Annotated in this window: 9 protein-coding genes; 6 read left to right on the top strand and 3 right to left on the bottom strand. The window is 60.6% G+C overall.

The window, feature by feature from the left end; all coding sequences use genetic code 11:
- Positions 1-112: 112 nt before the first annotated feature.
- Genes QZ302_RS06955 through QZ302_RS06965 form a run of 3 tightly spaced genes read right to left on the bottom strand, consistent with a single transcriptional unit; the run spans position 113 to position 2,788 of the window.
- A complete protein-coding gene (locus QZ302_RS06955) occupies positions 113-1,066 on the bottom strand; it encodes a TIGR01212 family radical SAM protein (RefSeq protein ID WP_294593932.1) in 954 nt (317 codons plus the stop codon).
- 15 nt (positions 1,067-1,081) lie between these two features.
- Positions 1,082-1,753: a DNA alkylation repair protein gene (locus QZ302_RS06960; protein WP_294593934.1), complete on the bottom strand. Its 672-nt coding sequence runs from the start codon at positions 1,751-1,753 to the stop codon at positions 1,082-1,084.
- Positions 1,754-1,768: 15 nt separating this feature from the next.
- A complete protein-coding gene (locus QZ302_RS06965; RefSeq protein ID WP_294593936.1) occupies positions 1,769-2,788 on the bottom strand; it encodes a bifunctional oligoribonuclease/PAP phosphatase NrnA in 1,020 nt (339 codons plus the stop codon).
- Between the two features lie 780 nt (positions 2,789-3,568).
- Between QZ302_RS06965 and QZ302_RS06970 the strand changes: the two genes are divergently transcribed.
- From QZ302_RS06970 to QZ302_RS06995, 6 genes are all read left to right on the top strand, one after another.
- Positions 3,569-3,772 (top strand): DUF4492 domain-containing protein, encoded by a 204-nt coding sequence (locus tag QZ302_RS06970; RefSeq protein WP_294593938.1) that lies wholly within the window; start codon positions 3,569-3,571, stop codon positions 3,770-3,772.
- Positions 3,773-3,809: 37 nt separating this feature from the next.
- Positions 3,810-5,333 (top strand): cytochrome ubiquinol oxidase subunit I, encoded by a 1,524-nt coding sequence (locus QZ302_RS06975; protein ID WP_294593940.1) that lies wholly within the window; start codon positions 3,810-3,812, stop codon positions 5,331-5,333.
- A gap of 338 nt (positions 5,334-5,671) precedes the next feature.
- Positions 5,672-6,820, top strand: coding sequence for a cytochrome d ubiquinol oxidase subunit II (locus QZ302_RS06980; protein ID WP_294593942.1), 1,149 nt, complete (start codon positions 5,672-5,674; stop codon positions 6,818-6,820).
- Positions 6,821-6,822: 2 nt separating this feature from the next.
- Positions 6,823-7,404, top strand: a complete 582-nt coding sequence (locus QZ302_RS06985) for a DUF6756 family protein (protein WP_294593944.1) — start codon at positions 6,823-6,825, stop codon at positions 7,402-7,404.
- 145 nt (positions 7,405-7,549) lie between these two features.
- Complete coding sequence (locus QZ302_RS06990) at positions 7,550-7,936, top strand: TraR/DksA C4-type zinc finger protein (protein ID WP_294593946.1); 387 nt, start codon at positions 7,550-7,552, stop codon at positions 7,934-7,936.
- A 208-nt stretch (positions 7,937-8,144) separates the two neighbouring features.
- Positions 8,145-8,695: DUF1343 domain-containing protein (locus tag QZ302_RS06995; RefSeq protein WP_294593948.1), on the top strand; the 551-nt coding region annotated here is incomplete at its 3' end.

An 8,695-nucleotide genomic window follows, 5' to 3' on the forward strand; every position in this document is an offset into this window, starting at 1 on the left:
AGGCGGAGATAACCCGTGGTCGGCCCAACGGGACGACCTCTGCAAAAGTCTTTTGGGTACCTTTTCTTCAGAAAAGGTACGGTTCCGTCCAGCTCAAAAACCGAGGATAAAGCTATCGAAAGAGGCGGCCCTGCCAGGTGGAACGCTCTTCGAGCCGGGCTTCGAGCAGCTGCAACAAACGCTCGTTCCGCACAGAACCCCACGGAGAAGGCAGAAAATGGTAACGCGGCGGAGCCTCGCCCGCAAAACGCTCGATCACCAGCTCCGGCCGGAGCCGTTCCAACAGGTCGATAAAAAGGTCTATGTACTCGGGCAGCGTCCGGAATCGATACTGTTCGGGGTGTTCGGCATAGTCTCGGGCCATGGCGGTGTCGCGAAAGAGCTGGAGCTGGTGGAATTTGACGGTGTCGAGCGGCAGAGCGTTGATGACCGCGGCCTGAGCGACGAGCATCTCGTCGCTCTCGCCCGGCAGACCGAGGATGAAATGGGCGCCGCTGTGGATGCCTCGGGCGGCGGTCTGCTCGATGGCCCGAGCGGCGGCGGCGAAGTCGTGCCCGCGGTTCACGCGCCGCAGGGTCTCGTCATAAACCGATTCGACGCCGTATTCCAGAATCACATAATGCCCCGCCGCGGCGAGTTCGGCGAAGTAGTCGAGCTTCTCCGCGTCGACGCAGTCGGGACGGGTGCCGACCACGATCCCTGCGATGGCGGGATGGCGCAAGGCTTCGTCGTAAATCGACCGCAGCTCGGCCAGCGGCTTATAAGTATTGGAGTAGCTCTGGAAATAGGCCAGGTAGCGTTGTGCCCGGGGGTAGCGGTTGCGGTGGAACAGGATGCCTTCGTCGATCTGCCGCGAGACGGAGTAGCCGCGGTGGCTGTACGAGGGGCTGAAGGCGTCGTTGTTGCAAAAGGCGCAGCCGCCGGTCGAGAGGGTCCCGTCGCGGTTGGGACAGGTGAAACCGGCGTCGATGACGACTTTCTGCATCCGACCGCCGAACAGACGCCGAAAGTAGGCGGAGTAGCTGTGGAACCGGCGGGTGTCGCCCCACGGAAATGTTTCGGACATACCTATTATTATATACTACGGCAGATATTCGATTTGCCAACGCACTTCGTCGGCGACGCCGGCCGGAAGACGCTCCAGCACGCCGGTCACGGCCGGGCGCAGGGCGGGACGGCGACGCCAGGTCTCGCGCAGGGCATAGACGGCGGAGCGTTCGTCGGTATGCGTGCCGAAGGCGGTCGGGTCGGCGAGCAGGGCGGCGAAATCGGCGTCGGTCGCGGCTCCGGCGGTGGCATCGGCCAGCCGACCGACCATAAAGAAGGCGGCCAGGCGCCTCAACGGGTCGGACTCGTCTCCTGTGGCGGTCGCCCACCGCACGGCGACCGTCCATGCCGCGGGAGACCGCCAGAATAGCTGCATGGCGCTCTGTTCGGCCAGCTCTGTAGAACCGCGCCAGGCGTCGGCCCACTGCTCCATCCGGTCGGCGTCCAGGGTCTGCGGGTCGTCGATGAAGAGGGCGGCGAGTTTCAGCTCCCGCACGTCCTGACGCCACAACAGGGCGGCCAGCTCGGAGTCGGGCGCACTGGCTACGGCGACCTCCCGGATGGTGGGCAGCGAGACGCCGTAGTTCAGTCCGTAGCCGCTCGGCTGGCCGCCATAAGCGCGCATGGCGTCGGTGACGGCGCCGTTCATCTCGATCCGCAGCCGCCGCAGCAGGGCGACCATCTTGTCATTCGTGGTAGGCAACATCTCGGGTACGGAGGGTCAGTCTTCGGGGTGGGTTTCGGCCATGGCTTGCTCGAACCGGGCGACGGCTTCGCTCATCGGGCCGTAATAACGCCCGCCGGCTGCGTTCCGGTGGCCGCCGCCGTCGAAATAACGACGGGCGAATTGGTCGACGTCGAAGGCTCCTTTGGAGCGGAAGGAGAGTTTGATGCAGTCGAGGGTCTCGATGAACATGGCGGAAAACGAAACGATATCGATCGAGAGGGGCATGTTGACGATCCCTTCGGTGTCGCCGATCTGGTGGTCGAAGCGGGTCTTCTCGGCGCGGGTGAGGGTGATGTAGGCGGTGTGGATGGGGGCGTGGACGCGCATCTTCTCGGAGAGGAGGTAGCCGACCATCCGGAGCCGGTTCTCGCTCTGGGTGTTGAAGACGGCCTGCGACACTTCGATGGGCCGCACGCCGCGTTCGACGAGCACGGCGACGGCGCGGTAGAGTTCCGGGGTGAGGTTTCCGTAGCTGAAGTTCCCGGTGTCGGTGGTCATCCCGACGTAGAGCGGGAGGGCGATCTCGGGGGTAATGGCCTCGACGCCGGCCCAGGCGAGGATCAGTTCGTAGACGAGTTGGGCGGTCGACGAGCTGTCGGTGTCGGAAAAGGCGAGCTCGAATTCGGCGGGGTTGAGGTGGTGGTCGATCAGCACGCGGGGGGCGACGATGTTCTCTTCGACGGCGACGCTCAGTTTGTCGAGCCGCTCGATGCGGTTGAAGTCGGCGCAGATGATCAGGTCGGCGGAGGAGATGTAGGCCCGGACGGCGTCGCAGGCTTCGTTATAGACTTCCACTCGCTCGGATCCGGGGATGAAGTCCAGAAATTTCGGAAAGCGGTTGGGTACAAAAAAACGGACGTCATGGCCGAGGTTCCGCAAAAAGCCGCTCAGGGCGAGGCCGGAGCCGATGGCGTCGCCGTCGGGGTTGGTGTGCGACACGACGGCGATGGTGCGGGCGGCGGAACAAAGTCGCTGAAACTGTATTATTTTTGTGCTGTCAAAGGTATTTTTCATATCTTGCTGATGTTTAAACTTTCGTTTATTTGCATCTTACCGGGGGGTACTGTTCTCTTTGTTCACAAAGAGAACAGTTTTAGGCGGGTCAAAGCTCGACCCGCGCGCGATCGCTGCAGTAGGAAATCATTCAAACGCATGATCTGCGTTTGAATAAGATTTCCGCCAGCGCGCGGCCAAAGAACGGGGGTAGAGGCAGCCAGTGGAAATGCGTAAGCATTTCCCGTCCACGGGACGTGGGGCCCGCGCGGCCCGAGCGCAGTACCCTCCTGTAGCCAAAGACGCGCGCCACGCCTTAGGAGGAAAATCGTCAAAATGCGCTTGCGTGTTTTGACAAGATTTCCCCAAGGCGCGCGAACAAAAACAGGGTCGAGACCCTGCGGTTCGAAGAACCGCGCGGGCCGAAGCCTCCCCCCGCGGAGGCCCGCAACTGACGTTGCTGTTGGGCCCCGCTGGCTTCGACCCACTCCTGCTCCGCTACTTTTTATTTTTCCCACGCGCCCGCGATGGGCAATTGGGGTAGAGGCTGCCAATAAAGGGTGTGTTCGCGCGCCGGGGGAAATTCTGTTCAAAGCGCGAAACGCTTTGAACGATTTCCCTTTTAAGGCGGCGGCGCGCGTTTGGTTTGAGGGTACTGCGCTCAGGCCGCGCGGGCCCCACTTAGTAAGGCAGAGAAAACCCTAACAAAACACCCAACGGGTGCGGGGACGGGCGAAACTACGTTTCGCTGCGGCAGCCTCGGCCCCCTGTCGAACGCGAAACAACAAATATAAGGCAAAAATGACTTGGTTGCGAAAAATAGCGGAGTTCTACTACGACGGATTCCGTGCCATGACGGTCGGGAAGACGCTCTGGGCGGTGATCATCGTCAAACTGGTCATTCTGTTCTTAGTCCTCAAGCTGTTCTTCTTCCCGGACGCGCTCAGCGGGATGGACGACGGACAAAAGGCCGATTTCGTCAGCCGCGAACTCATCGAAAGATAATCCCTATATTCATACCCGAAAACTAAAAATTCAACATATGACACTACTCGACACGGATCTCGGAGCGGTGGTCGACTGGTCGCGGGCCCAGTTCGCGCTGACGGCTATCTACCACTGGTTTTTCGTCCCGCTGACGCTCGGGCTGAGCTTCCTGATCGCTCTCATGGAGACGGTCTACGTCAGGACGGGGGACGAGTTCTGGAAACGGACGACGCGTTTCTGGATGCGGCTTTTCGGTATCAATTTCGCCATCGGGGTGGCCACGGGGCTCATTCTCGAATTCGAGTTCGGAACCAACTGGAGCAACTACTCCTACTTCGTGGGCGATATCTTCGGCGCGCCGCTCGCGATCGAGGGTATCATGGCGTTCTTCCTGGAGTCTACGTTCATCGCGGTGATGTTCTTCGGGTGGAACAAGGTCTCGCGGGGGTTCCACCTGACGGCGACGTGGCTCACGGCGGTCGGGGCGAACCTCTCGGCGCTGTGGATTCTGGTGGCGAACGCCTGGATGCAGTATCCGGCGGGGATGAGGTTCAACCCACAGACGGCGCGAAACGAAATGGTGAATTTCTGGGAGGTGCTCTTCTCGCCGGTGGCGATGAACAAGTTCTTCCACACGGTGACGTCGGCGTTCGTGCTGGCGGCGATCTTCGTTATCGGCGTGAGCGCGTGGTATCTGCTCCGCGGGAGGGAGGAGAAAATGGCTCGGAAGAGTATTCGGATGGCGGCGGTCTTCGGGCTGTTCGGGGCGCTCTTCATGCTCTGGACGGGAGACGGATCGGCGATCCAGGTGGCGCGTTACCAGCCGATGAAGCTGGCGGCGATGGAAAACCTCAGGGAGGGACAGGAGCGGGCGCCGCTCACGATCGTGCCGGGGATCGAGGTGCCGGGGATGCTCTCGGTGCTGGCGCACCACTCGGCGGGGGCGTATGTGATCGGCATCGACGACCTGACGGAGGGGAATCCGGAGCGGGGGCTGCCGTCGGGCGAGGAGATGATCGAGCGGGGACGGCGGGCGATCGAGACGTTCGCGGCGTTCAAGGCGGCTCAAAAGGCGGGAGACACGGCGGCGGCGGACTCCATCGCGCGGCTGTTCGACCCGCAGACGGAGGAGGGAAAGGCGTTCGGTGAGGAGTATTTCCGCTATTTCGGCTACGGATATCTGACGTCGCCGGAGGAGACGGTGCCGAATGTGCCGCTGGTATTCTGGTCGTTCCGCGTGATGGTGGGGCTCGGGATCTGGTTCGTGGTGCTGTTCGCGGGGATGCTGATCCTCGACCGAAAGGGGGCGCTGGCACGCTATCAATGGCCGCTCCGGCTGGCGCTGTGGTCGATTCCGGCGGCGTATGTGGCGTCGCAGGCGGGATGGGTCGTGGCGGAGGTGGGACGCCAGCCGTGGACGATTCAAAACTTGCTGCCAACGGGGGCGGCGGTCTCCAGAATCGAACCGGGGGCGGTGCAAACGACGTTCTGGATATTCGCGGTGCTCTTCACGATCTTGCTCGTCGCGGAAATCGGGATCATGGTCAAACAAATCAAACGGGGACCGGCGGATAACTAATACTATTGTATCGATTGTGTGTACCTTATCAGGAGGGAACCGTACCTTTTCTGAAGAAAAGGTACCCAAAAGACTTTTGGAGGATGCTACGCATCCTAAAGCTGCCGGTCGCCCAAATCTCGGACTTTTCTTTGGGCCGGGGATTCTTCCGGGCGCGATAATGCGGGAATTACCCTAACGCGCCCGGAGAACCCCGACCCAAAAGCAGTCGCGAAGAATGAGGACTGCGGAGCCTAAGGCATAGCGTAGCTATCACGAAAGTTCTTTGCGTCGCTTTCTTTCAAGAAAGCGACAGTTCCATGCGGGTAGACACTTCATCGAAAAATAAAGCATAAGATATGGATACATTTGAACTGTTGCAACACTATTGGTGGTTTCTCGTTTCGCTGTTAGGAGCCCTGCTCGTCTTTCTGCTCTTCGTGCAGGGCGGGCAAAGCCTGCTCTATCGGTTCGGCCGGACGGCGGAAGAAAAAGAGCGGATCGTCGGGTCGCTCGGGAGGAAATGGGAGCTGACCTTCACCACGCTGGTGACCTTCGGAGGGGCCTTTTTCGCCTCGTTCCCGCTCTTCTACTCCACCAGCTTCGGAGGGGCGTTCTACGTCTGGATGGCCATTCTGCTGGTCTTCGTCGTTCAGGCCGTCTCGTACGAATACCGCGCCAAGGCCGGCAATTTCCTCGGGATGAAGACCTACGACGCATTCCTCTTCATCAACGGATGTTGCGGGCCGCTGCTGATCGGGGTGGCCGTCGGGACGTTCTTCACGGGGGCCAACTTCGCGGTCGATACGGCCAACATCGGAAACACGCAGGCCGCGGCGGCGACGGTGTCGCACTGGACGACACCGTGGAGGGGACTGGAGGCGGTGCTCGACTACCGGAATCTGGCGCTCGGGATCGCGGTGCTGCTGCTGGCGAGGGCCCTCGGGATGCTCTACCTGATCAACGACCTCGACGACGAGACGATCCGCCGAAGGGCGCGCAGGGAGCTCAGGATCGAGGGGCCGGCGTTCGTGCTCTTTTTCCTGATTTTCCTTGTCAGCATTCTCTGCTCGGCGGGATGGGCGGCCGATGCGGGCACCGGGGTGATCTCCATAGAGCCGTACAAATACCTCCGCAACCTGCTGGAGATGCCGGCGGTGCTGATCTTTCTGCTGGCGGGGGTGGCGGCGGTACTGACGGGCCTGATCAAGGGGATATTCACGGACAGTCGCAAGGGAATCTGGTTCGCGGGGGCGGGAACGGTGGCGACGGTGCTGGCGCTGCTGCTGACGGCGGGGTGGAACGGAACGGCCTACTACCCGTCGCTGACCGATCCGCAAAGTTCGCTGACGATCCGCAACAGCAGCTCGTCGCTCTTCACGTTGCAGGTGATGAGCTGGGTGTCGCTGCTGATTCCGTTCGTGGTGGCTTACATCTGGTATGCGTGGCGGTCGCTGGCGCGGAAGGAGCCGGCGGAGGGAGCGGAGGTCGAAAAGGAGGGGTATTGAGAATGGAGCTTGCCGAAATGGCCGAGGCGGTCGACCGCGAGATCGAACGGACGATCCGGGAAAACGGTCTCGCGCTGGAACGGTTCGAAGGGAAGGAAAAGAGGGCGCTTATCGACAGGTTGTTCGACCAATTCGTCTTTCGGGACGAGGCGGAGGGGCCGAATTGGCTGTGGGAGGAGTTAAAATACTGCTCGGAGGAGGTCGATTGTCGTGGGGAGGATCCCTATTTCCACCTGCTGGAGGCGATCGACCGGGAACGGGTGCTGTATCTCTTCGTGGAAACGCGCTACGACAGAAAACGCGATTTCTTCGTCTTCAGGGGCAGGATGGAGGATATCCACACGTTCGTGGGCGATTGTCTGGGGCTGGACGAATATCACCTCATGACGACGGACGGAGAGGAGCTTTTCTGCGCGACGCATCACGACCAACTGTTCCACGTCGATGCCCGGAGGTCGCCGCGCAACGAGGAGGGACGAAGGCGGTGGGAAAAACGGGCGGAGGAGCGCAGGCGAAAAATCGAAGAGGCGCGGGAAATCTTAGCGAGATTCGAAAAATCGCAGGACTCGGGAAACTCGGCCTAATTTTTGTATGATTTCTTGTGTCGCCGACTCCGAATGGAAGAGAAGATAAAAAATATAGTATCTTTGTACTAAGCGGAGAGGAGAAATGCAGGGATGGCGGCGGGATTACGAAATTAACACACTGAAAATTAGGAAGGGAGTCATTATGTCTGGCACGGAAAAAACTCGCTATTCGGACGCCGAACTGGCCGAATTCAAGCAGATCATACTCGAAAAACTCGAAAAGGCGAAGGCGGATTACGACCTGTTGAGGGCGACGATCACGCACACGTCGAGCAATGGGACGGACGACACGTCGCCGACGTTCAAGATTCTGGAAGAGGGGGCGGCGACGCTCTCCAAGGAGGAGTCGGGACGGCTGGCGGCCAGGCAGTACAAGTTTATCCAAAACCTGGAGGCGGCGCTGGTGAGGATCGAAAACAAAACCTATGGGATTTGTCGCGAAACGGGCAAACTGATCCCGAAGGAGCGGCTGCGGGTGGTGCCGCACGCTACGCTGAGTATCGAGGCCAAGGAGAGCGGGGTCAAATAGGGTGCTGAAGAAAATTTGTTGTCTATCCTAACACGGACGGCCATGAAAACCAAACATCAGATCATCATTGCGATCGGGGCGGCGATTCTCGTCCTGCTGCTGGTCTTCTGGAGTGTGATGGCGGAATTGTAACAAAGGTGATCCGCTCAGACTGAATGCGGAGATTATTCGAAAGATGAAAAACAAAATTTGGGGTATTGCGGCGGCGATGTGGCTCTCGGTGGGTTGCGTCGCCGCCGCTTCGGTTAAAACGGGGATCGAGATACTGAGGGAACGGGGGTTCGATGTGCTGCGGGGGAAGCGGGTCGGGCTGGTGACCAATCCGACGGGGGTGGACGGAAGGCTGGTCTCGACGATCGACATTTTGGACAGTGCGGCACGGAGGGGGATGTTCGAGCTGGCGGCGCTCTACGGGCCGGAGCATGGGGTGCGGGGGGATGCGGAGGCGGGGCAGGCGGTGGCGTCGGGGGTGGACAAGCGGACGGGGGTGAGGGTGTTCAGCCTGTACGGACGAACGACGAGGCCGACGAGGGAGATGCTGGAGGGGGTGGAGGTGCTGGTGTTCGACATTCAGGACATCGGGACGCGAAGCTACACGTACATCTCGACGATGGGACGGGTGATGGAGGGGGCGGCGGAGGCGGGGGTGCCGGTGGTGGTGCTCGACAGGCCGAATCCGCTGGGAGGATGCCGGGTCGAGGGGCGGGAGGAGATCGAGGCGGGATACGCGTCGTTCGTGAGTGCGTATCCGATACCGTA

The organism is uncultured Rikenella sp., from assembly GCF_910579375.1.
Taxonomy (GTDB): Bacteria; Bacteroidota; Bacteroidia; order Bacteroidales; family Rikenellaceae; genus Rikenella.

Excerpts from the sequence above, each read along its gene's own strand:
- QZ302_RS06990 (WP_294593946.1), top strand. The coding sequence starts at position 7,550 with ATGTCTGGCACGGAAAAAACTCGCTATTCGGACGCCGAACTGGCCGAA.
- QZ302_RS06970 (WP_294593938.1), top strand. The coding sequence starts at position 3,569 with ATGACTTGGTTGCGAAAAATAGCGGAGTTCTACTACGACGGATTCCGT.
- QZ302_RS06975 (WP_294593940.1), top strand. The coding sequence starts at position 3,810 with ATGACACTACTCGACACGGATCTCGGAGCGGTGGTCGACTGGTCGCGG.
- QZ302_RS06955 (WP_294593932.1), bottom strand. The coding sequence starts at position 1,066 with ATGTCCGAAACATTTCCGTGGGGCGACACCCGCCGGTTCCACAGCTAC.
- QZ302_RS06965 (WP_294593936.1), bottom strand. The coding sequence starts at position 2,788 with ATGAAAAATACCTTTGACAGCACAAAAATAATACAGTTTCAGCGACTT.
- QZ302_RS06985 (WP_294593944.1), top strand. The coding sequence starts at position 6,823 with ATGGAGCTTGCCGAAATGGCCGAGGCGGTCGACCGCGAGATCGAACGG.
- QZ302_RS06980 (WP_294593942.1), top strand. The coding sequence starts at position 5,672 with ATGGATACATTTGAACTGTTGCAACACTATTGGTGGTTTCTCGTTTCG.
- QZ302_RS06960 (WP_294593934.1), bottom strand. The coding sequence starts at position 1,753 with ATGTTGCCTACCACGAATGACAAGATGGTCGCCCTGCTGCGGCGGCTG.